Source organism: Ruegeria arenilitoris (assembly GCF_013035425.1).
Lineage (GTDB): Bacteria > Pseudomonadota > Alphaproteobacteria > Rhodobacterales > Rhodobacteraceae > Ruegeria > Ruegeria arenilitoris_A.
Map to the genome: position 1 here is coordinate 1 of NZ_WQHX01000007.1, position 24,927 is coordinate 24,927.

General features: G+C 50.9%; 19 protein-coding genes and 1 pseudogene. 10 read left to right on the forward strand and 10 right to left on the reverse strand.

What is annotated here, in order from left to right:
• Window positions 1-703, forward strand: a 703-nt coding sequence (locus tag GOV45_RS17455; RefSeq protein WP_170480160.1) for a DUF3604 domain-containing protein, incomplete at its 5' end; no start/stop codon positions are given.
• Window positions 704-1,388: 685 nt separating this feature from the next.
• Here GOV45_RS17455 and GOV45_RS17460 read toward each other — a convergent pair.
• From GOV45_RS17460 to GOV45_RS17480, 5 genes are all read right to left on the reverse strand, one after another.
• Entirely contained in the window at window positions 1,389-1,823 is a 435-nt protein-coding gene (locus tag GOV45_RS17460; protein WP_170480162.1) for a hypothetical protein, read from the reverse strand.
• 8 nt (window positions 1,824-1,831) lie between these two features.
• Window positions 1,832-3,883 carry a glycosyltransferase gene (locus GOV45_RS17465; protein ID WP_170480164.1) on the reverse strand — a complete coding sequence of 684 codons (2,052 nt, stop codon included), beginning with the start codon at window positions 3,881-3,883 and terminating at the stop codon, window positions 1,832-1,834.
• Window positions 3,880-4,935 carry a glycosyltransferase gene (locus GOV45_RS17470; protein WP_170480165.1) on the reverse strand — a complete coding sequence of 352 codons (1,056 nt, stop codon included), beginning with the start codon at window positions 4,933-4,935 and terminating at the stop codon, window positions 3,880-3,882. Before GOV45_RS17470 ends, GOV45_RS17465 begins: the two co-directional genes overlap by 4 nt.
• Window positions 4,936-4,967: 32 nt before the next feature.
• Window positions 4,968-5,279, reverse strand: a complete 312-nt coding sequence (locus GOV45_RS17475) for a hypothetical protein (protein WP_170480167.1) — start codon at window positions 5,277-5,279, stop codon at window positions 4,968-4,970.
• Window positions 5,280-5,354: 75 nt separating this feature from the next.
• On the reverse strand, window positions 5,355-7,397 hold the full coding sequence (locus tag GOV45_RS17480; RefSeq protein ID WP_170480169.1) for a hypothetical protein: 2,043 nt from the start codon (window positions 7,395-7,397) through the stop codon (window positions 5,355-5,357).
• A 657-nt stretch (window positions 7,398-8,054) separates the two neighbouring features.
• Here GOV45_RS17480 and GOV45_RS17485 point away from each other — a divergent pair.
• From GOV45_RS17485 to GOV45_RS23660, 4 genes are all read left to right on the forward strand, one after another.
• Window positions 8,055-9,053, forward strand: a complete 999-nt coding sequence (locus GOV45_RS17485; protein ID WP_367648158.1) for an alpha/beta hydrolase — start codon at window positions 8,055-8,057, stop codon at window positions 9,051-9,053.
• A 555-nt stretch (window positions 9,054-9,608) separates the two neighbouring features.
• A complete protein-coding gene (locus GOV45_RS17490; protein WP_170480173.1) occupies window positions 9,609-10,991 on the forward strand; it encodes a cytochrome ubiquinol oxidase subunit I in 1,383 nt (460 codons plus the stop codon).
• Complete coding sequence (gene cydB / locus GOV45_RS17495) at window positions 10,991-11,992, forward strand: cytochrome d ubiquinol oxidase subunit II (RefSeq protein WP_170480175.1); 1,002 nt, start codon at window positions 10,991-10,993, stop codon at window positions 11,990-11,992. The genes GOV45_RS17490 and cydB overlap by 1 nt, the downstream gene beginning before the upstream one ends.
• Window positions 11,989-12,090, forward strand: a complete 102-nt coding sequence (locus GOV45_RS23660) for a DUF2474 family protein (protein WP_170480177.1) — start codon at window positions 11,989-11,991, stop codon at window positions 12,088-12,090. Before cydB ends, GOV45_RS23660 begins: the two co-directional genes overlap by 4 nt.
• Window positions 12,091-12,574: 484 nt before the next feature.
• Here GOV45_RS23660 and GOV45_RS17505 read toward each other — a convergent pair whose 3' ends face one another.
• Window positions 12,575-13,534: a radical SAM protein gene (locus GOV45_RS17505; protein ID WP_170480180.1), complete on the reverse strand. Its 960-nt coding sequence runs from the start codon at window positions 13,532-13,534 to the stop codon at window positions 12,575-12,577.
• 371 nt (window positions 13,535-13,905) lie between these two features.
• Between GOV45_RS17505 and GOV45_RS23725 the strand changes: the two are divergent.
• A pseudogene (locus GOV45_RS23725) lies at window positions 13,906-14,247 on the forward strand (DDE-type integrase/transposase/recombinase); the annotation flags it as partial.
• A 128-nt stretch (window positions 14,248-14,375) separates the two neighbouring features.
• Here GOV45_RS23725 and GOV45_RS17510 read toward each other — a convergent pair.
• Entirely contained in the window at window positions 14,376-17,672 is a 3,297-nt protein-coding gene (locus tag GOV45_RS17510) for an adenylate/guanylate cyclase domain-containing protein (protein ID WP_170480181.1), read from the reverse strand.
• Window positions 17,673-18,059: 387 nt separating this feature from the next.
• Here GOV45_RS17510 and GOV45_RS17515 point away from each other — a divergent pair, with 387 nt between their 5' ends.
• The gene (locus GOV45_RS17515) at window positions 18,060-19,022 is read left to right on the forward strand and encodes a PLP-dependent cysteine synthase family protein (protein WP_170480183.1); all 963 of its coding nucleotides are present in this window, start codon (window positions 18,060-18,062) and stop codon (window positions 19,020-19,022) included.
• Window positions 19,023-19,222: 200 nt separating this feature from the next.
• On the opposite strand, the gene GOV45_RS23500 is transcribed toward GOV45_RS17515, so the two are convergent.
• Window positions 19,223-19,354: a hypothetical protein gene (locus GOV45_RS23500; protein WP_302478477.1), complete on the reverse strand. Its 132-nt coding sequence runs from the start codon at window positions 19,352-19,354 to the stop codon at window positions 19,223-19,225.
• 193 nt (window positions 19,355-19,547) lie between these two features.
• Window positions 19,548-20,555 carry a helix-turn-helix domain-containing protein gene (locus GOV45_RS17520; RefSeq protein ID WP_170480185.1) on the reverse strand — a complete coding sequence of 336 codons (1,008 nt, stop codon included), beginning with the start codon at window positions 20,553-20,555 and terminating at the stop codon, window positions 19,548-19,550.
• A gap of 396 nt (window positions 20,556-20,951) precedes the next feature.
• On the opposite strand from GOV45_RS17520, the gene GOV45_RS17525 reads away from it, so the two are divergent.
• The gene (locus GOV45_RS17525; RefSeq protein WP_170480158.1) at window positions 20,952-21,332 is read left to right on the forward strand and encodes a hypothetical protein; all 381 of its coding nucleotides are present in this window, start codon (window positions 20,952-20,954) and stop codon (window positions 21,330-21,332) included.
• Complete coding sequence (locus GOV45_RS17530) at window positions 21,329-22,546, forward strand: HlyD family secretion protein (protein ID WP_170480187.1); 1,218 nt, start codon at window positions 21,329-21,331, stop codon at window positions 22,544-22,546. The genes GOV45_RS17525 and GOV45_RS17530 overlap by 4 nt, the downstream gene beginning before the upstream one ends.
• Before the next feature lie 228 nt (window positions 22,547-22,774).
• Here GOV45_RS17530 and GOV45_RS17535 read toward each other — a convergent pair whose 3' ends face one another.
• Window positions 22,775-23,677, reverse strand: coding sequence for a LysR substrate-binding domain-containing protein (locus GOV45_RS17535; RefSeq protein ID WP_170480188.1), 903 nt, complete (start codon window positions 23,675-23,677; stop codon window positions 22,775-22,777).
• Between the two features lie 164 nt (window positions 23,678-23,841).
• Here GOV45_RS17535 and GOV45_RS17540 point away from each other — a divergent pair, with 164 nt between their 5' ends.
• Window positions 23,842-24,885 carry a D-cysteine desulfhydrase gene (locus GOV45_RS17540; protein ID WP_170480660.1) on the forward strand — a complete coding sequence of 348 codons (1,044 nt, stop codon included), beginning with the start codon at window positions 23,842-23,844 and terminating at the stop codon, window positions 24,883-24,885.
• Window positions 24,886-24,927: the final 42 nt, after the last annotated feature.

The window sequence follows — 24,927 nt, forward strand, 5'->3', positions numbered from 1 at the left end:
TCTTTTCCTTGTGGCGGATCTGGCCGAGGTAGACCGGGTTCGTGAGGATCTTGTGGATCTGGCCAGTGGACAGAGGACCACCGCCCTGTTCCCGACCCGAATGGAACCGGTGACGCTTGGAGCGCAACCCTATGCGACAACAGGCCCGCGGATGATGGTGCGGTTTTTCGGCGGTTGGAACTTTAATGAAAACGATCTGCGTTCACGTTCCCCTGCGTTTGCCGGTTACGAAAAAGGTGTGCCAATGGGCGCTGACTTACGAGCCGCCACGTCAGACGCACCGAGCTTTATGGTTTACGCATTGCGTGATCCTATCGGTGCAAATTTGGACCGGATCCAAATCGTCAAAGGATGGATGGACGCTAATGGTAACCTCAATGAGAAAGTATATGATGTAGTGTGGTCCGGTGACCGCGCGCCCGACGCAGACGGGAAACTTTCGCCAGTGGGTGATACAGTTGACGTTGAGGCTGCAAATTTCACAAACACCATTGGCGCGTCGGAATTGGCTACTATTTGGACCGACCCACAGTTCAACCCGGCCGAGCATGCCTTTTACTACGCCCGGGTAATTGAAATTCCGACCCCGCGATGGGTTCTTTACGACAAGGTGCGTCTAGATGCCGAAATCCCAGAGGGAGCCAACCTATCAACACAAGAACGGGCTTACACATCACCGATTTGGTACACTCCGCAGAAATAGAGTCGTATCATAGCAAGTAGTAAGCGATTGCCGCCGGGTTGCCGCTTTGGGATCTGGGCGGTCATTCGCTGCGGTCGCGAACAAAGATGTCGTTTGAACGTCTTCTTTGGGATCGTTGCAGTCATTGAAGCCATTTTAGCGAACGTCCGTTTCTGAGCGCAAACCCGTCGTTCGCACCGCGCCTTGCACAAAGCCTGACAGCGAGAGCGCGAGCCCGAGGGCTTTGCCCGGGCTCGCGCTCTCGCTCCTGTTGCGATGGTTCAGGGGAGCTTTCGTAGCGTGTAGTCACGACCAAACCAAGTAGACGACAAAAGTGCGTTATTGAGAGCGATTTTTACCAAAAGCGGGAACAAAGCCGCGGCGTTGAAATTTCTTAAAAAATTGATGGAGCGCCACGGTCATTGGTAAGAAATCGTCACTGATCGTTTCGACGACGAAAACTCGCGATGCAGCGGTTCGGGCATATGCGAAGTATGTAGAAGTTCGTTGCTGTTCACTCCTCTGTCCACAACCACCTTCCATAAGGTGAGAACTCTCATCCATCGAGACACCTCCAAGCAGGTGCGATCCGTTGCTCTTGGCGTTTGACGCGAATTTGGCGCAGCATGCAGGGCCTCTTCACTAGCCTAACAGAGACTGGTACGAGTTGTCCGGACGCCACTAGGTTAAGGTCGGATCGAAAGAACTAACTTAATTTGGCGACTTCGTGCCCTTCTAATATAATCGCAAGCGTCCAGTATTTTCTAATTTCTTCTTCTGCGGCTTTTGCAGCTAATTCTTCGTCGGGAATGCGCTCGACCCGGAAACCGAATTGTTCGAACCCGCAATTATCAACCCTGCTCAGGATAATTGGGACCACATTTCTTTCTATCGCGGCGGCGCTGAGACGTCTTGCGATTTCACATACGGCTTCTGGCTTTTTGCGGATTCGGATCCCTATATTTGTATGGTTTTCTGCATCACGTTCCCAAAGGGTAGTGGACGGAAGCAGGTCCATATCAGGGAATAGAAGTTCTCCACGCGTCTTGCTCTCTCGGCTAGGAGCGATCACGTCGTCAAGATCTACTGGCCGCTCTGGCGTAGTGTTGCTCAGAATTTTGTACCAACGGTTCTCTGTCATCATTTCTGTCATGTTGTTGCAAGCAATTCAGCGGCGGTTGAGGCGCCCGGTTCGGGCAGTTCAATATTCATTAGCGCAGACCGAAACGTTTCCGCGATTCCGTGATCCAGGAATTCCAACACTGCGCGCTCGAGTTTCATGAATTCACTTTCAGTAATCGTTGCGCAAAGTGCGCGGTCGGACAATGCCCTTGCGCGGCGTTCCTGGTCATCCAAATACGGCGCAGACTGTGGGATCAGAATTGACGGAATCTTGTGGTACAGAAATTCATGGACCGAATTATACCCGGCCGCAGATATGACTAGATCCGCGGCCATACACAGCCTGATAGCCTCTTGGGTATAAACCAATTTGGTGTTCTTCCATCCGAATGCTGATGCCTGAACCGTACTTCCGGGCCACGTTACCACGAGATGCAGGCAATCTTCGCGGTTCTCCAGCATCCCCGAAATCGCTTGCAATTGAGCGGACCGATCCGAGGCGACGCCCCCACCCAACATACTGACGACCATTTGCTTAAAGTCACGCCCGAACCTTTCAGCCAGCCGCGCCCGAAGGAGATCCGAGTCTTTCTTTGTTTGGACTATCTGACGAAAAACCGGTCCTACATAGTGAACCTGGTCGCCATAACTGTAAGCATCGTTGAGCTCATCAAATGCTTCAGAGGGTACAATGACCCGGTCGAAGATATCTTTACGGCGCAGCATCGTGTGTCTTGATCGACCTTGCGGCCACAGGCCGCGCCTTATCCAAACCGCCGACAATCTGTTTTCTTGAATTACGCGATGAACCGAGTCAAATACGTAACCTCCATCAAAGACCAATTTGTCGCCTTTTTGTAAAACACCGCTCAGACGGCGATAGTTCAGGATGTCATTAGCGTTGGAACTGTCCAAGGCGTCAGAACGCGCCACCAACGGGACACAGTCGAAGCCTTCGCGCCGGGCAATCGGAACGCAGCTTGGGAATACGGCAAATACAGGTGAAATGTCTGAGGGTAATGCGTTGGCAATAACTGTACACCGTTGCGCATGTCCTAACCCCACACCGTTCGTTGGCAGGAACAAGGTTCTTTGAGTGGTCCGCGAGGGTTGCTGCGGTTTGGCGACTAGGCCTGCTGCAGATTCCAGCTTGGAAATGTCCATGGAACGCAGCCATTGGGATTTCTGCGCTTGTTCAGCGATGAACGAAGTGTTTGGCAGAACCTTGTCAGTCAGGTATCCACCCAGAGCAAAAAGCGATGTTGGTCCTTGTAGTGTTGGGGCGCCGGACGACATAAGAACTTGGTCTTCCGTACAGTCAATCACCAAGCCGCCTGCAGCGATTAATTCAACTGCAAATTCCGCCATCCTGTCTCCGGCAATACCATTTCCGAACATCGCAAGAATGTCGGTTGTTCCCGCCAGAGCAAGCGGCGAAAGATCAGTGTATAGAGTTCTGGAAAGATCGCTGAATTGCGTTTCCTTAAAAAACTCGTTCTGCGCGCCGCTGACGACAAGCTTCAGATTATAGTCACTCTGATTGCTCATCCTGAAAAGACAGGACAAGATTTCTGGGTTGTCCAACTCCATAGAACCCAGGATTACTGTTACTTCCGTCACTTCACCAATAGGACGCTTAACTGGCCGGAGTTCAGCGACCAATGGGCTTACAGCCGAGTTCAGCATGGGCCTGGGCTGGGTGTCGGTCAGGTCAATCATTTTGGCTTCGCGCCCTAGCGCAAATGCCAGTCGCGCTTTCGAACCAATATAGCTTTGATGGGTCTGAAACCGGCCGGTTGCGATAACCGGAATATCCGGGTCTAGCGCTTTTTGTCTCAATGATGCGAGCAGTTGATCTTCGACTTCCTCGGCACCGAGTACGAAGACGGAGTCGGGTCTATGATCTCCGGGGTCGACGAGAAGCCTGGCCGCCTCATAAAGCCTGCCGCGGCCCGCATCATCTGGTAGATAGTCAGCATCTACGCAGGCATTGAACCCGCGATTTTTTAGTTTCTGGGCAAATATCAACTGAGCATCAAAGGATCGGATCGAGCGTGTGCCAGCCTCAACAAAAATCAAGTTTGCACCCCTTTTTCAGCAGTCAGAATACTCGCCAGTTGCACCCTGAAACTTTGGGCTGAGTAGCGTTCAAGCGTTGCCTGCGACGCAACAACCTGCGCACGATATTTCTGCGGGGATGAAACAAAGTCAGATATGATCTCATCCACTTGGGCAGGTTGACACGGGATTACAGCTTTACCAAAGGTTTTTCCGGTCTTCGGATCTGTCAGCACCACCTTGCCGGCTGCCAGAGCTTCGACAATCACCCGCCCAAAGCTCTCGCGCCAAGTTGGAGCGGTAAAATAAACAAAAAAATCTATCTTCTCGAAAAAGCTTTCGACGCTAATGGCATCGAACGGCAATAGCGTCCAGTGCGGTCGCGAGATACCATCACCCACCATCGCATTTGCGCCTAAAATTACATTCGATTTGGCGTGTTTCGGAAAACATAGATCAAGGTCGGCGAGTGGCGGAAACTTCTCAAAACCGGGTCGCGAACGCCTTCCGCGACGATCCTCAGGCTGATCGCAGGGTTCGTTAAGATCAGCAGCAAAAATATTGAACCAGTCAGTTTCCAAGACGCGCCAATGGTGTGTATCACGGAAATCCGAAAGCCAATTCGTCACGGTTTCGCGGTTATACTGCGAAATCGGTGCGAGGGTCTTTCTAAGTGCTAGAGTCGACTGGTCTATCTGGTCGAGGCAGTTCGACACGTCGAAACCTTCTTCGCCACCCGGACGCAAGAAATTCTCATGCGTTACGAGGATTAACTCCCGCGCGAAGATTTCTGCATCCAAAGATGTTTGAAACTTCAAAAAAGATGGATTGTGCAGAATTACAAAATCGGCGGCGATCCGAGGAGCGTCCCAAATAACAGGCATGTTCAAGTCATCTATCACCTGTCGCAGGATTGGGGCGATATGCTTATTGTCACCGAACATCTTAGACGTTCTCGCATGCACGACCACGTCTGCGAATTCGGCGGCAATGGGCAGCTCTGCGGCAACAGCTGCTGATGTGCCTCCTGAAAACCGGGGTTCAATTACATAGGCAATCTTGAGTTTGCCCATACATCGAATGACATCAAACACGGGCATACAAATCAGTGCTGAAGCGAACTATCAGTTCGCGTGGCCTCTGTGCCTTCTGAAGCAGCGGGGGTGTAACCGTAATCCTCTACCGCGCCACGAGTGGCTTCTTCACTAAAATTACGAAGTTCATTGGACAATTCATCATCGCCCTGAAGCAGTTCGGGATTGCTCTGCAAATATTCCAAAAGCCCTTGGGTGTTATTGTTTGACAAGAAGTCATCAAGGGCCAGCAATTGTTCCACCGTTATCTCGGCCCGTACGCCGTGATACGTCGTCAAAAACGAAAGAGCGGTCACTATGGCAACTAGCTTACTGTTAGGCATCTAAAAAACCTGGTCGATGATTATATACACTACTTTACTTGTTTCACACTCTTTCAGACAAAAACCTGTGCTCAGTCACTGGTCCGTCGCTGTTCTAAGTTTACTTAGCACCCGTTTTTTGAGCAGATCGACTGGATTTGCTTGAGGAGCTTTGCTGCTTACCTTTTTCTCTGCTGGTTTCGCGGCGCTATCACCGGCTAACCACAACTCGATTATACCATTTGGTGTCTTGGATCCGGAATCTGTGAAATCCCGCAACAAGGCACCGGCATCCTTTGCAAGCGCCGCTGCCTTTGCTGCGTCTTGTGGGTGATAGAAACGAACGTTGGATTTATTGATCTCGAAATCGACGCTGTTTGATGCCCTCAAATCATGGCCTGTTGTTTCCAGATTTGTAACGACAGTTTCTACCATATCCTCGGTCAGGCTGCTGGGCGCAAACAATACAAAGCGCGCGCTCTCTTTGCCTGCGGCCGATCCAACAGGCTCCGGAGCCGCGACTGGCTCTGTAGAAGTTGTTATTGCTTCAGACGGAATTGAACTAGGTTGCAATTGGTTTGGTGCCAAACCTTCCGAATTTGGCGGCAAGTCGTTTGTTTCGGTCTCTGAGGGTGATGAAATCGTGGTTAGCCGGACACCCTTCTTTTCAATTGGATTAGGCACTTTAGGTGGTTTGTCGAAATCCAGAACAGCCAATTTTACTGGCTCTGGGGAATTCGGCATAGCCGGGAAAATATCTGATACATCCGGTTTCGATCGAAATGTCAGTGCTTGAGCCTGTAGCGATTTATAGTCTTCACCAAAATATAGCGCGACGGGCAGAAACGACTGATCAGGCGGATTAGAGGGGGCAGTAGCAGCGGCGGGAATGTCAATTCCTTGAACTACAGCCGCAATCTGATTCAATAAAACGGGTACTGATCCTTGGGCGGTTTGTGGATCAGTGCTTTTCACAAAGCCTGGAATGGAGTCGGTTTGATATGCTCTGTCAGAGTTCATGGTTAACGCTCGAGGTTGTTCAAGCGCCACAAGGTTTCTTAAAACATCCGGCGCGACCCGTAATTGGCCCGGCGCAATTGGCACTCTGTCCACTGACATTTCCGGCAAGCGGGGCGCAGCCACAATTTTGATGGGCGTGTCCGTTGTCTCGCTAAAAATAGATTCTGGTTCGGGCACGAGGGGCGGTGCTTCGATTGCGTCTGGCGAACTGTAGGCAAGATTCTGAACCTTGGTGGGAAATCCGCTTGTCGGAGTTTCCAATTCCCCCTCATTTCTGTCTGATCGTGCCGTAGGTTCAACTAATTCAGCGCTTGGATTTACGGAGCTGGCGTTTTCGGAGGCCGTCGTTGATTTCCACTTGGGCAGGACAAAAAAGGCAAAGGACGTTGCCGTCACTATCGCGGCACATCCAAGAGTAACTGCAACTAGACCACTTTTGATGGATCGTCTTCGCGCGAACGAACTGTCGGGAAGCGTGTCGGAGTTTTTCTCTGCCGGGAATTCGTCAAAGAGGCTTGCAACTCTACTCAACGCAATCTTTTCTTGCAGATCGTTTTTCGCACTTTCCAAGTTGGCCTGAGTGCCACTGGGTGGCGAGGCGATCTCACCGCTAATGTTTTCTATCGCCGTTTTGCGCTTAGGAACGTGGGAAGCTGGAGCAGATGAATTATGGTCCTGCCGTTCGGAATTAGTGTTCCTTTTTATTCGCCTTTGCGCGCCGGAAATTGCGTGCGCTAGTACATCGACACCATCCTTAGTCTTAACACGGCCGAATGATGCCGACTCACTTCGACCGGAGTTATCTATTTCTGCCGCGCGTTGCGAGAGTATTTTTTCCCGTTTCTCGCGTGCCTCGTCGACTCTTTCCAAAAAGCTCTTTGAACTGCTTCTTTGAATCTTTTTAGTTGAATCTTCTCCTTCACTTTGTTCCGGTTCAGAATCTAGATTTCCGTCATTTGTCCGGTTGCGGGATGTTAGATTTACTTCACGTTGTTTCCGTGCGAGTTCAAGCAGTTGCTGCCGTTCTTCGGATTGCGAAAAATCATTCATATGCGGCAGGTCTTGGCCACCTTTGTCGGCAACCTTAGGAGGCGTTATGGCGCCGCTGACCTTTGACAAGAATAACCCCCCGAACCTGTAACCGCACCGCATTCAGTGCCCACAAAAAAAGAGCAACGGTACCTAAACTCGTCTCCAATAATCTAGCTAAAACCCAACTAATTATAAAAATTTCCCACTCAAAAACAAGTAAGGAGCACTGACCCTTGCGAATGAGTATTCGATGTGTTCTTGAGTCGATTTTGGGTGTCCTTAATATCAGTTGATCAAAGCACCGCAGCGTCAGGCACATTCGTGGCCACAGGTCCGCAACGTCAAAAAATGTCAAGTTCGCGCCAGCGCAGCGCTTGCCGTATTGGGCTAGTGAATGTGTCAAGTGCCAAAAAAGAACCCGCGTCTTTAAAGATTTGTTTTACTTCAAAGTGATTTGCATCAAGATCGAAACCGCAAGGGGTATTTTGTGGACCGCGGCGTATGACCCGATAAAGTAAGATTATTCAAACTACAGAACGTATCGCGCAAAATTCGGTGTGCTCCATTAGTTTGCGAGATCAGAGAGAAGATGTAGTTTATGCTCCAATTGACTTTGAGAGGGCTGTAACAATTACTGATCACGTGTTTATACGGGTTTTGCTTTGCCTTTGTTTTACGTCGCTAATCTCTGCCTGTTCGCGTCCGCCTGAGTTGGTTGGCATAGAAAATCCGGAAATCGACGCCGTGGCACAAATTGGTGTCAAAAAGCAAAAAATCTTTATAGCAACGACTCGGAAGGCTACAAACGTCACTGGGGTCTTCTATTCCGGTGAGAGAGCGCCGGAAATTGGCCTCGCCTCGGTGGATGTGACAATTCCACCAACACACGAAATCGGTAAACTTGAACGGCCAAAAAAACTGCCGCCTGATCCAAATACAGAATTTTCTATAGTCGACCCGATCGTTTATTCGAGTGATGCAGCATTTGTATCCGCGATAAACAGAGAGTTGAACTCGCGCCCGCCGTCGCAACGCACCATTCTGTTCTTTGTACATGGTTACAACAACACCACTACAGATTCACTGTTAAGGCTTGCCCAGTTTGTGGAGGACTCGGAGTTTGACGGCGTGCCCGTATTAATGTCATGGGCGTCCGCCGCAAAGACGACTGGATATGTATATGATTTAAACAGCGCCTTGGTAGCGCGGCAAAAACTTCCAGAGATCGCGGGAATACTTCAAAAAACAAACGCGCGCAGCGTGGATGTTGTCGCGCATTCTATGGGTTCTCTTTTGACAATGGAAGGCATAGTCAATTCAGTTCAGACAGGCCGCGCACGAGGCATTACCAGAGTTGACAATATTATGCTCGCCTCCCCTGACATCGATATCGATCTATTTAGATCTCAAATGGAGATTATCCCCCAATCGATCACAGAAAGAATATTCATTCTAACGTCTGAAGATGACGGTGCTCTCAAAACCTCGCGTCGCGTAGCGGGAGGAATTCCCAGGGTGGGCGCATCGGATGCGCAGGAACTGGAAGAGGAATTCGGAGTTCTCGTCATAGACCTGTCCGAAATTGAAAACTCCGATTCCGGGAGTCACAGCAAATTCACAGGATCTCCGGAGGTCGTTCAATTGATCGGACTTGGATTAAATTCCGCTAGCAGATTTGGGACCAGCGCCGCCCCTCCGATCGAGCGTATTTTGGCGAACTCGCCTATTAGAGTGTTTGATTGAAAACAGGTTGTTGAACCATTGCAAGCGTTCCAGTTCGCTAGCAACGAGTCCAGCGGACTACGTTAAGCCTTTGCGCCGCTATTTCGATGCACAACCGAGATAAAGCTTAATAACAAAAACTGGGTTCGCCGAAGTGGCCGATGCATTGCGTCTTGTCAGATGAACCGAACAATCTGATGTAAGCCCCGAAAATAACCACATTTGTTGGATTTCGCCTTTTCAACACCTCATCAGAAAACGGGTTACGACCCTTTTTTGTATAGTCGACAATCGCTTCGGATGATGCGAATTCGGAAAACCTGCGGGAAACAAGCAACGAAACGTTCCGGTTTAGCTCCAAAAATTCTGCGGTTACTCTTACGGACTTGCACACAGCAACTCATGATCTGAGAGCGGTGACTTTGTCCAGAAACCTAAAGCATCCGTCCAGAACACAAAGGAACCGACAAGGGCAGTACCCCTAAATTCAGCTTATCCGAAGAAATCGATGAGCTGGCGCCTGACCTGACTTTCCTGACTGCCGCTCCTTGCAATCCAAAGCCAAAGGAAACGGCAATGAACTTGTTCGCAAATTTCGACGCAGAAATTCTGGCACGCATCCAATTTGCCTTTACTGTGTCGTTCCACATCATCTTCCCGGCCTTTTCCATTGGCCTGGCAAGTTACCTGGCCGTTCTCAATGGCCTCTGGCTTTGGCGCAAGGACCAAACTTACCTTAACCTTTTCAACTATTGGAAAAAGATATTTGCCGTCGGTTTTGCGATGGGTGTCGTGTCAGGCATCGTGATGTCTTACCAATTCGGCACGAACTGGAGCACATTCTCGGACACTGCAGGCCCTGTAATTGGGCCCTTGATGGCCTACGAGGTCATGACGGCCTTTTTCCTTGAGGCTGGTTTCCTCGGCATAATGCTCTTCGGTCGCGAACGCGTCGGTCCCGGCTTGCACATGATGGCCACAGCGATGGTTGCCCTTGGCACTCTGATATCGGCCACGTGGATCCTGTCGGTCAATTCCTGGATGCAAACCCCGGCCGGGTTCGACATCAACGAACTGGGGCAGTTCGTTCCCGTCGACTGGTGGTCGATTGTTTTCAATCCGTCTTTCCCTTACCGCCTGATACACATGGTTCTTGCTGCCTATCTCACGACCGCCTTCGTGGTGGCTGGGGTTGCAGCCTGGCACTTGCTGTGCCGCAATCGAACGGCCGAGGTAACCCTTATGTTCTCGATGGCGATGTGGATGGCCGTTTTGGTTACTCCTCTGCAGATCGTTGCGGGTGACCTTCATGGTTTGAACACGCTGGAGTATCAACCTCAGAAAGTGATGGCGATGGAGGGCCACTTCGATAGCCACCCCGAAGGAGCGCCACTGATCCTTTTTGGCATTCCAAACGAGGATGAAAAGCGCGTTGACTATGCCATAGCAATTCCGAAACTATCGTCGCTGATCCTGAAACATGACCTGAACGCGCCGATTGATGGGCTGGACACTATTCCCGACGAGGAAGAACCCCCGATCGCGATCGTCTTTTACAGCTTCCGCGTCATGCTTGCTATTGGTTTTGCAATGCTAGGAGTCGGCTTGTGGTCGCTTGTTCAGCGGGTTCGGGGCCGCCTCAACGAAGATCGCTGGTTGCACCGGGCATCCATCCTGTTGGCGCCCAGCGGGTTTGTGGCAGTTCTGGCCGGTTGGATCACTACAGAAGTGGGGCGCCAGCCGTACACGGTGTACGGGCTGATGCGGACATCGGAATCCCTTTCACAAGTGGATGCACCTGCTGTTGCAGCGTCTCTGGTTGCCTTCATTGTCGTGTATTTCACTGTGTTTGGAGCAGGCACGTTCTATATGCTGCGTCTCATGGGCAAAGCGCCCAAATCAGGTCTTCAGAAAACCCAAAAATCCCTTGAATTCTATTCCATGGCGGAGGCGGTGTAATGCTTGAGCTTTCGACAATCTGGGCTGGCATCATTGCCTTTGCCGTTCTGACCTATGTAATCCTGGACGGTTTCGATCTTGGAATTGGGATTCTCTTTCCATTCGCGAAAACCGACAAAGATCGAGATGTCATGATGAACTCGGTCACTCCAGTATGGGACGGAAACGAGACCTGGCTGGTCATGGGAGGCGGAGGCTTGTTCGCTGTTTTCCCGCTGGCCTATTCCGTGGTGATGCCTGCGATCTACATGCCCGTCGTCACCATGCTTCTCGCGCTTGTCTTCCGCGGTGTTGCCTTCGAATACCGATGGAGAACAGTGCGCGGGCGCTGGCTGTGGGATGTCGCGTTTCACGGTGGTTCAACCGTGGCCGCCATGTGCCAAGGCATCGCGCTCGGCGCGTTGGTTCAAGGTATCCCGGTCGCAGATCGAATGTACGCCGGAGGATGGTGGGATTGGCTCACGCCATTCTCTCTACTGACGGGTGTGGCTCTTGTAATCGGGTACGGTTTGCTGGGCGCGACATGGCTCAACATGAAGACTACCGGCGGTATTCAGCGTCTGATGCGTTCATATGTCCGTCCACTGATGTTCATGACTCTGGGATTGATCGGCCTCGTCAGTCTCTTGACCCCCTTTCAAGACCCGATCTATCTGGTCAGATGGTTTTCGTGGCCGGGTGTCTTTTTCTCTGCGTTTGTACCGGCTGTTGTTGTTCTCATTGCGTGGATGCTTGATCGGGGCCTGAAGATGCAGCGCGACTATCAGCCGTTTTTCTGCGCCATTGCCTTGTTCATCGTGTGTTTCATTGGCATAGGGATCAGCTTCTATCCCTATATGCTACCTCCAAGCCTAACGATTGCCGAATCCGCCGCGCCGGACAGCAGCCTGGCTTTCGCTCTGGTCGGAGCCGTCACTCTGCTGCCCGTGATCTTGGCTTATACCGCTTACACATATTGGGTCTTCCGAGGGAAGATTGATCCAGAGGAGAGTTATCATTGAAAACACTAAATCGAGTTTTATGGTTCGGTGCGATCTGGCTATGCAGCGTTTTGTGCTTAGCTGCCGCAGCTTACACAATCAGGTTGTTTATTATGTGAAAATCTTGGGGCGGAAATGCTTGTTGGTTAATGTGAACAGCCGCTAACGCCAAGCGCAGAGATAGTCTGCATTGAAACCATTGTGCCTAAAGCTAAACCTTGGACAGTCCGAGAATATTTTTCCAAAGTTAGTTTCTTGTGGTTTTAACAAGAACTATTTGTTTTCTCCGACCCGGGAAATTCTGACCCAGTTGCCTCAAAATTCGCCATAACATACCCCGCGTGTTACCGCAGAAATTTACGATAAATCCCTTTGCAGCAACATCAAGCGGGAGATGGAATGGTTATGACAGCTCAGTCCGAAAAACGGTTGCTCTCGCCGTGTGCAGCGAAAAACAGCAAAGAGCCCAACGTTGACGCCGAGGTGAAGTTGTCGCGCTACGTCGTTACGAACGACAGCTTGGAGCCTAAAAGCTGACACAAAACCAGTGCGTTCTATTCCTCCGACAATACCATCGCAAAGACTGAAGATTTGTTCTGAGCGTCACAGCTCTTTGCGAGTCAAAATATCAGCCAAGCACGAACAATGATCTCTAGTACATCGAATTGCTTCGCTTGGCAGGTGGATTTCTTCACCCAGATTTCCAAGCACACCGCCGACGCCACAGACACCCCGATGGACTATGCCATTCCCTTTAACCCGCAGGGATTCGAGCCCGATGTTGCACTTGTAACCTTTCCAGCGGTTGACACCCCTGAGAATAAATTCATTTGCTCGCAGCGTTTCGTTTTTACCCGACCGCGTTGTCGTGCGCATGACGGATCGCGGTGTTTCACCAGTCGGCTTGCGCGTTGACGGCAATCCTTTCGAGAGCACACGCAACTGGTCATCTGTGTAGTCGTAGAGATCTGACCCGAATTCTTGTCGCAACGGTTTTAGAGAGATGGTTGCCGCCGGCAGTGCTGCGCGCAACGCTCGCGCCGCATCCAGGGTTTCATTGAAACTTTGGGGATGCATCGTGACATTGATCTGGACGCTAATCCGGTCAACCATCATTTTCGCAACGCTGATAAAATGATCTAACTCGGCAAATTCAGAGTGATAAGTGAGAATAATGTTGTTCAAACACCCGTTTATCTTTTCCCAAAATCGAAGTGTTCGCGACGCATTACTGATCAGGCTGACTTTGAAATCGTGCTCTGACGCTCGGCGCAGCAAATCCATGATGCGGGGATGCATGGTGGGTTCTCCACCCGTGAATTGGAGCCAGACAACCTTGCCTCGCTCATCCACATAGTGCCGTTGCAACTGATGATACAAACTCAGAATGTCGTCAGTATTTTGCCACTTGATCGATCCGTCATGCAATGACTTTGGGCAATAGCTGCACGCATAGCTGCAGGAATTACCTAGCATCCAGTCAACAAGAACCACCTTTCCATACGCGGGGTCGGAATGATCGATCAGTGTAAACACGTCGTGTTCTTCTTGAATATCTTCCATTCAAATCCAAACAGTTTGCATTAAGGTTACTCAGACATCTTTGTAAAAGGCGTTGAACGCATTTATGCGGCACTTACCAACCATTACAACCTACCTTGAAATTGGTTCCCGGACAAAGAGTTTACAAGGTTCGCATCTGAATTCATTGATAGTCGTTTACCATTTGCAAAATCTCGCCCCAATGAGTGCTAAGCGAGCCGGATACGCTGCGATCCGACTAACGTCAGCTCAGTCCGCAAAGCGGTCAGCCAAACGATATTGCTCGCTCTGAGAGCGGTTCGTCTGTTGTCTCTGAGTTGAAGAAATCTTTGCATGAAAACGGCTTATGCAAGATGTGTAAAACTACGCACCGGCGACACATATTTCCGGCAAACAAGGCAGTAGTACTGAAATTTCTCAAAAAATTATTGAAACGCCATGGTTGTGCCGATGGGATCGCCACCAACCATTTAGCATCCTGCATGGCTGCGCTCAGCTAATTCGGTGCTAAAGAAAAGCAAAATAAGGGCAGGGGGTTCAACAATCGAGTTGAAAATTCGCGCCTCCCTTTTCGACGACGAGAACGGACAATGCAGTGTTTAAGGCGGATGCGAAGTTTGCAGAAGTTCGCGTCCGAGCATTCCTTTGTTTGCAACCACGTCCGCCAGCAAAGATCGCCGACCAGCCGAGACACCTTAAAGCGTTTCCGTTCCGTCGCTCTTTCCTTTTGGCGCAGCACAAAGGATTGCTTCGATCGCCTAGCTGAGACTGGTTCGAATTCGTTGGAAAGCGCGGAAAAAATGTCGAAAGTTTCAGGTTCAAAAGGAACGCACGCCAAAATTCTGAATCGTTAACATTCCAATTAAACCGGTCGTAGTTTGAAAAGAGCTTCTTCAATATCTGGGATCGACGGCTGATAACTTCTTTCTTCGGCAAATACTTTCAGTTCCTCAAGAATTTCAGGAAGTTCCGATTTTGAGCTGCCCCTTTCAACTTCTACTAAGGCGCGCGTTCTATCAATGTTAAAATTTGTCCACTCTAAGGGCTCGTTTGCGGTATAATCCTCCAGCGCCTCCGCGTAATGCAAAGCTCTGTCCAATTCACCGGCGGCTCGGCATGCGTCCATCGCGTCAATGTAGAACATCAAATAATTGTGGCTAACCGCTCCTGCGGCCAGCACATTTTCCGCCTGAGTTAACGCCCACTTGCGGTCGGTTGCAGATTGCGCGGCTAAAGCGCCTGTGCCCAACGCGACCGCGCCAAAAAACGCGGCCCCAACCTCTTCGCAAATTGCGTGGGCTGTCTTGATCAATTCGAATGCGCCCGCGGAATCGCCTTCGACAAAGAACTTGCAATCTGCGTAGCTTTTTAATGCGAACGGGATGAAGCGTCTGGCTCCGATGGTGTTAGCAAGTTCTTCCAGATTTTTTGCGTGTTGCCATAGGGCATCGTAGTCACCCCTACGTCGCGAAGTCTCCAAAAGCACGGCGTGGCTGGTTAACTGGGCTCTGAAATCTTTAATCTCAGTGGCTTTGGTAATTGCGTCATGCGCACACATATCAGCACCGTCCGGGTCACCTAAAAAGTGCATGGCAAGGCCGGTCATAGGCAAGTTTGCAACCTCAATGCGGCGAAGGGACTTTGATCTTGCGATTTCAAGGCAGCTCGAGAATTGATTGAAAGCTGACCGTATTCGACCGCCGACGTAATTAGCATCCCCCAGTCCACCCAAAGCTTTTGCCTCGGCCTCCAGTGAATTTGCTTGACGAGCATAACCAAGCGACGCCTCATGCTCGGCCATGCAATCACCGATACGGCCCAGCGGAAAGAAAAGATTCCCTCGTTGATAATGAACTTCAGCCAACACGATTTCCATATTGTTCGCCTGGGCTACTGATTGAGCTTTTTCGAGTTGAATGAATGCGTCATCTGCCCGCTCAATAATCCGCATTGCAGCCGCTAACCCCATATGAACGCGACACCTATCTTTGTCGTTGTCGGCGAAGTCCAGTGCGGTTTCGAATGCCTGAATCGACTCAGCATTTTGTCCAAGATCCTGAAGCAAATCGCCACGTAAACAGTTCAGCTCAAATCGCGGTGATACAGTTGAGTTGATTTCCAAGGCGCGCTCCACGGCGCTCAATGCGGCATTGAGGCGAAGTCTTTCTTGTTGTTTCCTTGCTGCATTTAAATATGCACCGGGAGCTTCTGGATCGCCTGCATAGTCGAGGTGTTGCGCGTGAAGAAATTGGTCCGAATTGCGAAAGTAGTCGGCCGCCTTAGTGTGAAAGTCTTTTCGTTGAGTGCGTAAGAGGGTTTCGTAGATTCCGTCACGGATGAGAGCGTGAGCAAATTTGAACTCTTTCCCGGTTCTGCGAAGTAGAGCCTGACCAATCAACATATCCGGTCGAAACGTGTTGCCGCTTATTGCTTCCACGGCGGCATCCGTGAACTGCTGCCCCAAAACTGATGCAGACTGAAGCATTTGCCTTTCATTGAAGGGCAAAGCGTCAAGACGTGCTTGAACGATTGTCTGGATTGATCCCGGTAACTCCCCATCGCCCACTTCGTCGACGTTATAAAGTAGCTGTTCCAATAAAAGCGGATTGCCGCCGGATTTTTCTACACACGTCATAGCCAATTGGCTGTCTATGTTTGCAAAACACTTCGCTAGCTCTCCAGCTTCGTCCGGATTTATTGGTTCGAGTGTCAGAGTTGAGATCTCTGCATCTGAGCATTCTTTGCGCCAATCTGAACGAAAAGGATCACCAGAGAGGCGAGTCGTCAAAACCAGCACAACTTTTTCCTCTGCGGTTAGACGCGCAAGAATGGCGGCGCTGTCTAACAAAATAGGATTGGCCCAATGCAGGTCTTCTACCCTAAGCAACACCGGCTTGTCCTGAGCCGAGGCGCGAACCAATTCGGCTAGCGTTCGTTGCTTTCCCGCATTTCGCAACTTGTTATCCATCGCATCGTAGAAACCCTGAAGATCCGGCGATTGGTCAAGGTCAAGAAGATCATTGAGGAATGCGCGGTGGTGTTCGCCAAGTTTTCCAGATGCGATTGCTTGATTGGCGATCTCTGATCTTTGGAGGTCACTTGCATCTTGCTCGATGGACAAGAGGCTGCGGGTAAGAGCGCGAACCGTATCCCGGCCGGTCATTGTCCCGAAATCCAGCACAACACCAGTGTGCGTCTCAAAACGCATCTCGCGTGCCAGTCTATCGAATTCGTCCAGCAGTCGGGACTTGCCGATCCCAGCTTCTCCTCTGACGATGCATACAGCACCGTGCTCTTCCTTCAAGCAACGATCCAGAATTCTCTTGAAATTTTCGCATTCAACCTTGCGGCCAACAAACGGAAGCCTGTCGGTTTCAGCTAGATCAGCAATTCTGTCCAGCTGCCAAACTGTGACTGGTTCGGGTAGTCCGTCTATTAGTTTTTCGCCCAGACTTTTGCCAATAAATGATTTACCGAGTGCTCGTTGAATTGACTCGGATACATAAGTTTCTCCGGCTGAGGCAAGATCAGTCAGCCTTGAAGCCAGATTCACGCTGTCGCCAGTAACCGTATATTCACTATGTTCCGACCCGCCTGTGGCACTTGCCACGACTTGTCCTGATGCGACACCGATATGAACTTTGAGCGGAGGATCCAATTTCTCCACAATATAATGGATTTCGACAGCGGCGCGGAGCGTGCGTTCGTGATCATTAGTGTGCGCAAATGGGGCGCCAAAAACCGCCATAACCGCGTCGCCTATGTGTTTGTCGACTATCCCTCCGTAATCAGCGATGACTTCTCCCACGGCGACAAAAAAACGATTTAGCAGCGCATGTGTCTCTTCCGGATCCATTGTAGCCGACAGGGTCGTGAACCCTGAAAGGTCGGCGAACAAAACCGAGACTTGCCGTCGCGTTGTTTCGGGCAATATCGCAACATTTTTAACTTGATTTGGCTCGTCATGTTGCTGCGGTACGACGTTGGAGATTGCTCCCAGAATTTTGCGTCGATGACCAACAGAACGCACACCAATTTCACGAAGATCCTCGCTGGTTAGGTTGGGCAAAACCAGAAGATCAATATCGTTTTCCTCGAATGCTTCGGCGTAGCGTCCAAGTTTTAAGTCTTCGAGCCATTCAGAGACAGAGTCCGACATTAGCCTTCCTCCCAGACCGGCATTGCCTTCCGCTAATCATACCAAAAAATGATCGAAATTTCTCCTTTGACTAGATATGAGACGAATGTGTTCTTACTATTCAGAGCCCTTCATTGCGATCTCAACTGATCATCATTCTGTATGGCAGGGGGCTAACTTAATCGTTTACACAACGTTAACTATAACCTTTTTGGTTTCCAGCTTTCGAATTAGAACCTGCAGATGGTGCTTTTGAAGCATGTATTTTTTCGCAATCAGAACGACTTTATCTGCGGCGCGAACGCTTGTGTTTGAGTTGGCGGATGCTTGCCAAAAGCCCAAATTGTGGATTTTTGTTTAATGAACTAGCGTCGACATTGCAGACCCTATCGACCCGGGAAAAACGACATGAATTGTCCTTCGCGCTCCATTTTAGAGGCAATTGGAAATACGCCGCTGGTAAAACTTGACCGACTTACAAAACACTATGGATGCGACGGTACGATCCTTGCAAAACTGGATCATCTTAACCCAGGATTTTCCAAAAAGGACCGCGCAGCCCTTGGTGTAATTCAAGCTGCTGAGCGCGATGGAGCGCTGGAACCTGGGCAAACCGTTGTTGAGTTAACAAGTGGGAATATGGGAACGGGTCTCGCGATAGTCTGCGGCGTCAAAGGCTATCCATTTGTCGCGGTAATGTCGAAAGGCAATTCACCCGAACGCGCGAAAATGATGGCAGCCCTTGGCGCCGAGGTCGTGTTGGTCGACCAATTACCCGGAAGCCGACTTGGTGAGGTTTCCGGCGCCGATCTTGCCGAGGTAGATCGCGTTGCGACCGAGCTAACCTTAGAACGCAACGCGTTTCGGGCTGATCAGTTCCGCCGTGAAGGAAATCCTAGCTCACATGAGCATACGACTGGCCCCGAGCTTTGGAAGCAGTCAGGAGGTAGCATTGATGCGTTTTGTGATTTCGTCGGTTCAGGTGGAACTCTGGCAGGTGCTTCAAAATATCTGCGTGGACAAAACCCAAAGATCCGTTGCTATCCGATCGAGCCTACTGGCGCAGCTGTTATCGCGGGTCAAACCGTAACCAAGCCGGATCATCCCATTCAAGGCGGTGGGTATGCCATGGCTGATCTCGACTTCTTGCGTGGCGTGAGTTGGGACGGGTTTTTGCAGATCGACGGTGAAACAGCCCGTCAAACCACCCGAGACCTTGCGCGATATGAGGGCATCTTTGCTGGATTTTCAGCCGGTGCAAACGTTGCCGGAGCAATCGAACTTTTGCGAGGCGCTCATAAAGGTCAAACCATTGCGGTTATCATTTGCGACTCAGGTTTAAAGTACCTCTCAACCGATCTTTTTGGGTGAGGAGAGGAGATTTTCGTATGTCAGCCCGCAGGCGGTTAAGTTCTCAAATGACAGCTTTGGGAATTCCCTTTCAAGCCCGATTCCCGATTATCGCCGGACTAAACTGATCTAAAGTGGGTCAGGGGTAAATGAGTGCAGGAGCGTGCGCAAGTTTCGCCCAATTAATTACCCCGAGCACGATCCTCGTGTTAACCTTCCCGTTAATCAAGCTTTAAAGGAACAACAAAACAGATTTGCCACCCGTGAGCCTTCAGGACCCGGGTGGCAACTACGGTAAACAGCATTGCTGCGGAGATCGGAGCGATAAAGAATAATCTCTTAGAGGTAGTCATTGTTTCATCCTTGTTCTGGCAAGCAACCTTTGTGGTTGCCCTGTGCCATTGAACTAGGTGATCAATAGACCAGTTTTCTTTTGGCGACGGGACAAGGTTTTGTTGATCCTGGACATCCGTGAAATTTACTTGAATAGGTTTCTGGACTCGGTGAAAGCGTGCTAACTATTGCTTTCCTAAAACTGCGCAAAGGCTAGCGACCGGACTTTCTGAACTTTGCCGGTGTCTCCCCGGTCCACCGCTTGAAAGCGACCGAAAAGGCGGCCTGATCTGCGAAGCCCAGCATAAAAGCAACGCGTGCAACGCCCTCGCCGCTGCGGAGCATCCGTTTAGAAAGATCGCAAAGCACGCCTTCCAACAATAGTTTGAAACTTGTCCCTTCGGCCGACAGATGTCTAGTCATAGTGCGGCGTGTCAGGCCTAATTCCCCGGCTATTTCGTCTCCATTTGGAATCGGCCCGGGAAGGCGTTGGCCAAGCACGTCTATTATGCGGTCCGAAAGGCTGCGGACTGTATTGGGCTGTGCTTTCAACTGTTCTTCGCCGTGCCTGCGCAGATGACCTAACAGGGTAGGGTCCGCAGTCGGGATCGGGAAACTCATACCGTTAGGCGGTAAGCTCAGTGCGTACCCGGCGTTAAACCCTTCAACATGGCAACCTGCCAGCTCGGCCAACATTCGACAATGATCGGTGTCGTCGGTCTCCAACTCAATAAAGATCGGAGTAAGACCGCCAGAGGTGATCTGCTGAACGCGTTTAAAAAGGCCGAACAGTAACATCTCGCGGTGGCGGGGATATTGATGCGATGGGATTACGTTACTTTCCAGCGTGATTTTTGGCGCTTCAGGTGTACCAACAAAGTCCAGGCGCAAATCAGGGTCTTGCATCGCATAAAATCGCTGCGTCATTTTCAGCGCGTCTTCAATAGTTTCTGCAGCTCGTACGATATAAGCAAGAAGCGTTCCTGGACCTCGCGCCGAAAGACCAACACGGGCGGCGAATGTCTTGTCTTCAAGCACACGGCAGGCCGTTTCGAGTGTGCCCGCTTCGTGCAGTAACTCGACAGTTGCATCGGGTCCATCGATGACCTCGGGAGAAGCGCCTGCCATTGCCAGAACTTCAGCAAACGGAATTTGCGCGTTTGGTTCCAGCGCATAAAGGCGCCCGACATTTTGCAGTCTGTATGCGCTGACGCGTGGCACCTTTTTTGTCCTCCCCGACCGGCAGGCGAAGCCCAAATCTTCTGCAATTGTCCAGAAGCCAACAACAAATGTCCAGAAGCCTAAGGATCGCGAACGAAGCGGAGGTTAGATCCCGGTCATCAGAAAGGAAAAGGCAATGTTCAATTTCGCAAGGTACTACCGGGTTTTTAAGGCAATCCAAGGGCCGGTCAAAAAAGCGTGGTCCAATGAAAATACTGACGGACCACAAAGTCTGGTACGCGGCGAGAAAACTTCAAAAGGGCGCCCTTGGGACCCCCCCTATGCCCCAGCACAGCGACCTTCCAATCCTTCGCAAAAACTAACCTGATTCTGAAATTCCAAACAAACGAAACGCTTCACTCGCAGGCTGCCTGCGTTAGTAAAAGGACTTGAAACATGAAACCACCCTCGTTCCTGATGGCGCCTGTGTTCGGCATCATCTCGACCCCTGCGTTCGCCGCGGGCGGTGACCCCCGCTGGTGGGTCGCGCCTGATCAGACCGACAATTACGCTTGGGTCGGTCTAATAGTCTTCTTTCTTGCAATCCTTTTGGTCGTTCATCTTTATGCGCGCTTTGATCGATATACCGAACACAAGGCAACCGGTACTCCGCTGCGCACAACAATCCCGATGATGCTGACCGTTGCTTTGGCTTATGAGCTGATGCCAGCGCTAAGTCATTTCAGCATTCTATTGCCAGCCGCTTTGCTTCTGACAGCGATCGCCCGTGACTTCATGCTTTGGTGGCGCCCATCTAATGAGGAGACGGTAAAATGATCGAACTGCTCGTCACATCTTTCCCTTTTGTAATCCGCGTAATTTTCCTGAAATGGCGCGGGATGCCCATAACTCTTTACAACGTACATCGGGCTGTCTTCATGTGGTTCGTCCTCGCGCTGATCGTTTTCTTTGCGGTCTTCTACTATTACCCCAAATCCTACACTGGCCTCGTGCCATTCCGCACGGTCCCAGTCGTCGCCGAAAACGGAGGAACGGTCACAAAAGTCTTCGTCAATGGTGGTGATCATGTAAGACCGGGTGATCCGCTTTTCGCCGTCGAGAACACGTCGGAAAAAGCCGCGGTCGAGTTCGCCAAGCGCAAAGTCGAGGAAATCGAAAGCGCCAAGCTAGCCGCTGATCTTCAGGTGGAAACCGCTGAAGCCGTGCTGGATGCTGCTATGACGGCAATGGGACAGGCCGAGCTTGTGCTGATGGATCACCGGGCGCTTCAAGCCAAAGGCTCGTCTGCGTTTCAAGTGAGCCAGCTGGAGAGGGCGCAAGCAATGCTAGACACCCGAGAGGCTGAAGTTGAAGCCGCTGAAACCCAATTGGGAGTAGCTCAAGTCCAAGCGACCGCGGTTTTACCGGCTCAGCTTGCCTCAGCACGGGCATCTCTCAAACAGGCCGAGGTGGAACTGGCAAAAACATTGACACTTAGCTCGGTCGACGGCGTAGTTGAGCAAGTGACCCTTAGTGTTGGATCGCGCGCAGCCCAAGCAGCGATGAGCCCCGCCATGCTTATCGTTCCGGAGAGAAGTGATGTTGAACGTGGCCGAATTGTTGCCGGTTTCTCTCAGGTCTCTCGTACCGAACTGTACGAAGGCATGGCTGCAGAAGTTGCATGCGAAAGCAACTTCAATATTTCGATGCGCAACACCGTTTTGCCTGCGCGGATCGTCCGTATTCAAGAACCCATCTCTTCTGGCCAACTCGCCCCCAGCGGACGTCTGATCGAGCCCGGCGAAAAGGCAAAACGTGGTCAAATCGTCGTACATCTCGATCTCGTGCATCCTGAACACCGCGACCTTTTGGTGCCGGGCAGCGGCTGCATCGTTCAATCCTACACAACGAATTTGGATGGTGATTTGGAAGGTACAACTGTCGCCCATGCGATTCAGGCAATGGGCATTATCAAAGCTGTCGGCTTACGGATCAAAGCTTGGTTTGGTTTGACTTCAGGAATCGGATTAATAGGTGGCGGACACGCTTGATCTATTTAGTTCACTTAGATCTGTGCCCCGCGGTCCCCGGCTTTTACCGGGGGCCGCTACGGGTTTTTTCTGGGCTCAGATCAATATAAATTAGGTCGGGTTCTCAATGTCTACTTGGCCGAATTGGAATTATTGAGTGAGCGCGTAGAGCTTGGCACGAGTGCGGAATGAAACCGCTAAATAGAAACGTTGGCTAATCCTGTATAGATCGCGCGAAGCCTGAACTTTCTACTGTGAAGACTTCGGTCTGTTTGTCCAGAAATCTACAAGCTGTTCCGCTATTTCAATATGGCGATGAGCGTAAATTGCTACATCGAGTGCAACCCGGCCAAAGCCATTGCTCAACGCGATCAGTTCACCGCTTTCGATTTCTCTGTGTACCATACTGAATGGAAGCCAGCCCACACCAAGACCTCCTAGGATCATTTCTTTCGCACCGCTAGAAAATGCGGTCTGGCACACTGGGTTGCTGCTGAAGTTTGCCGTCCCAAATTGACACTGCGATTTGTTCAGTACATCTCCGAAATAGCTGTTTTCGGGATACACTATGGCGGGCGTATCCAGTGGGACGTCATGATTATCCCTCACCGCATAACGCAATACGCCTCCAACAACCGGGATGAGGTAATCATGCCCCCAAAGCTCACGGCGCACTCCGGACCCAAATTGCATCGAGCCTACACTGCTCGCCTCGTAGCATAACAAGATGTCTGTATCGCCGCGCAAAAAGAGTGACACACAATCGCTCAGGTTCGCCGCCCGAACGCGAAACCGGATTCCTTTAAAGGTTGAGCGTGCACGCAAAGCCATGTCCGGGAATGTCGAATAAATTGAAGCGTGCGGCGCAGCTATTCCAACCACAGATTCGGCGGGATCATGTTGCGAAATTTTTGTTCGTAACTCATTTAGGTGCGCGATCAGAGAACGAATTTCTTCTTCGTTGGTGGAGAGGGCGGGGCTGATCTCGATCCGATTGGCCTTTCGGTCCAAGACTTCGACGCCCAACCATTCCTCAAAACTGCGAATTCGCCTTGAAAAGGCAGGTTGTGTAATGTTCCGCCGGTCCGCAGCGCGGGTCATATTCCGCTCTTCTAAAAGTGTTAGTACGTCTTCAAACCACGACATATCCATTTTCTGACTCCCTTTGCTCAAACAAATAGTATGGGCAGGCCAAGAAATTAACACTGTTTTTCCACGATATACTTTGAAAAGGTTTGGCTGCACATTAAGAGGGGGGCTGCTCTGTGGCAGACATTGAACAAACCATCGATCGCGAAACGGCGGTCGGGACTGGAATGGCCTTGAGCCTGTGCAAAGAGTTATCTGTCACGTTAGCAAAATTCCCGCGAATTTCGCTGGGGCATCTTCCTACTCCTCTGGAACCTATGGACCGGCTCAGTGAGGTACTCGGTGGCCCGCGTCTATGGGTCAAGCGCGACGATTGTACTGGCCTTTCCTCAGGCGGAAACAAGACCCGCAAACTGGAGTTTTTAATGGCAGATGCTGTCCAAAAAGGGGCAGACACCATCATCACTCAGGGCGCCACACAATCCAATCACGCCCGCCAGACCGCTGCGGCGGCTGCGAAATTAGGTATGGAATGCCATATTCTGTTGGAGGATCGCACGGGCTCCAATGACCGGAATTACATTCTGAACGGTAACGTATTGTTGGATCGCCTGCACGGTGCCACGGTGTCTAAGCGCGTTGGTGGCGCCGATATGAATTCCGAAATGGAGACCCTTGCCGCGCAGCTGCGAGATAGTGGAAGGTCGCCTTATGTAATCCCAGGAGGGGGGTCGAACCCGATTGGAGCACTGGGGTACGCGAATTGCGCGCGTGAATTAACTGAACAAGCTGTCACAGCAGGATTGAAAGTCGATGCGCTTGTTCATGCGACAGGAAGCTCCGGCACCCAAGCGGGGCTTGTCGCTGGCCTTGCTGCGCTTCGGAGTGATATTCACCTGCTAGGAATAGGCGTGCGAGCGCCAAAAGAAAAACAGGAAGCCATGGTTTACGATCTGGCAGTTCGAACGGCAAAATTGATGGGTGCGGGTGATCAGATCGATCGCGAAGCTGTTCGGGCCAACTGTGAATATGTCGGTGCCGGCTATGGTCTTCCCACACCTGGTATGATTGAGGCACTTAAACTTTTAGCGCGTACAGAGGGGTTGTTGTTTGACCCGGTGTATTCAGGAAAAGGTTTGGATGGCCTGATCGACCAGATCCGAAAAGGCTATTTCGATGGAATGGAAAATGTCGTCTTTCTTCATACCGGCGGTAGTGCGGCGTTGTTCGGCTATCCGGACACATTTGATCTAGCCGGATACACGACCTGAAATTTAACAAAGACAAAAAACTACACAACAAGGAGACCTGCC

Excerpts from the sequence above, each read along its gene's own strand:
- GOV45_RS17460 (WP_170480162.1), bottom strand. The coding sequence starts at position 1,823 with ATGACAGAGAACCGTTGGTACAAAATTCTGAGCAACACTACGCCAGAG.
- GOV45_RS17470 (WP_170480165.1), bottom strand. The coding sequence starts at position 4,935 with ATGGGCAAACTCAAGATTGCCTATGTAATTGAACCCCGGTTTTCAGGA.
- GOV45_RS17475 (WP_170480167.1), bottom strand. The coding sequence starts at position 5,279 with ATGCCTAACAGTAAGCTAGTTGCCATAGTGACCGCTCTTTCGTTTTTG.
- GOV45_RS17490 (WP_170480173.1), top strand. The coding sequence starts at position 9,609 with ATGAACTTGTTCGCAAATTTCGACGCAGAAATTCTGGCACGCATCCAA.
- cydB (WP_170480175.1), top strand. The coding sequence starts at position 10,991 with ATGCTTGAGCTTTCGACAATCTGGGCTGGCATCATTGCCTTTGCCGTT.
- GOV45_RS17505 (WP_170480180.1), bottom strand. The coding sequence starts at position 13,534 with ATGGAAGATATTCAAGAAGAACACGACGTGTTTACACTGATCGATCAT.
- GOV45_RS17510 (WP_170480181.1), bottom strand. The coding sequence starts at position 17,672 with ATGTCGGACTCTGTCTCTGAATGGCTCGAAGACTTAAAACTTGGACGC.
- GOV45_RS17515 (WP_170480183.1), top strand. The coding sequence starts at position 18,060 with ATGAATTGTCCTTCGCGCTCCATTTTAGAGGCAATTGGAAATACGCCG.
- GOV45_RS23500 (WP_302478477.1), bottom strand. The coding sequence starts at position 19,354 with ATGACTACCTCTAAGAGATTATTCTTTATCGCTCCGATCTCCGCAGCA.
- GOV45_RS17525 (WP_170480158.1), top strand. The coding sequence starts at position 20,952 with ATGAAACCACCCTCGTTCCTGATGGCGCCTGTGTTCGGCATCATCTCG.
- GOV45_RS17530 (WP_170480187.1), top strand. The coding sequence starts at position 21,329 with ATGATCGAACTGCTCGTCACATCTTTCCCTTTTGTAATCCGCGTAATT.
- GOV45_RS17535 (WP_170480188.1), bottom strand. The coding sequence starts at position 23,677 with ATGGATATGTCGTGGTTTGAAGACGTACTAACACTTTTAGAAGAGCGG.
- GOV45_RS17540 (WP_170480660.1), top strand. The coding sequence starts at position 23,842 with ATGGCCTTGAGCCTGTGCAAAGAGTTATCTGTCACGTTAGCAAAATTC.